Origin of the sequence: Mesorhizobium sp. M2E.F.Ca.ET.209.01.1.1, from assembly GCF_004010375.2 — a bacterium.
Taxonomy (GTDB): Bacteria; Pseudomonadota; Alphaproteobacteria; order Rhizobiales; family Rhizobiaceae; genus Mesorhizobium.
Genome location: NZ_SADP02000946.1, coordinates 1 through 306 on the forward strand (window position 1 = coordinate 1; position 306 = coordinate 306).

At 67.3% G+C, this 306-nt stretch carries 1 protein-coding gene; it reads right to left on the reverse strand.

Going from position 1 to position 306, the window contains the following annotated elements; genetic code table 11:
• The coding region (locus tag EN852_RS42950; RefSeq protein WP_348643552.1) for a TOBE domain-containing protein at nucleotides 1-303 on the reverse strand (303 nt) is incomplete at its 3' end.
• Nucleotides 304-306: the final 3 nt, after the last annotated feature.

The window sequence follows — 306 nt, forward strand, 5'->3', positions numbered from 1 at the left end:
GTCGGTATCGCACGAAATCGCCACCGTGTCGCCCGGCCGGACAGTGGCGGTAGCGGGCAGCTTGGCGATGAACTGCAAGGAGGGTTCTTCGACGGACGTCGCAAGCATGCGCTTGAAACTGCCCTGGAAGACGACGTCGCTCACGTCCGCCTTGCCGAGCTTCGTGCCACCCGAAGTCGTGCCCAGCACGAGGTGCTCAGGCCGTATGGCCAATGCGGCCGCCGACCCCAACGGCAACGCACTGGGCAGCAACACCGGTCCGACCGGCGTCGCGACGGTGCTCGTCCGGTCCCCGGTCTCCACGAC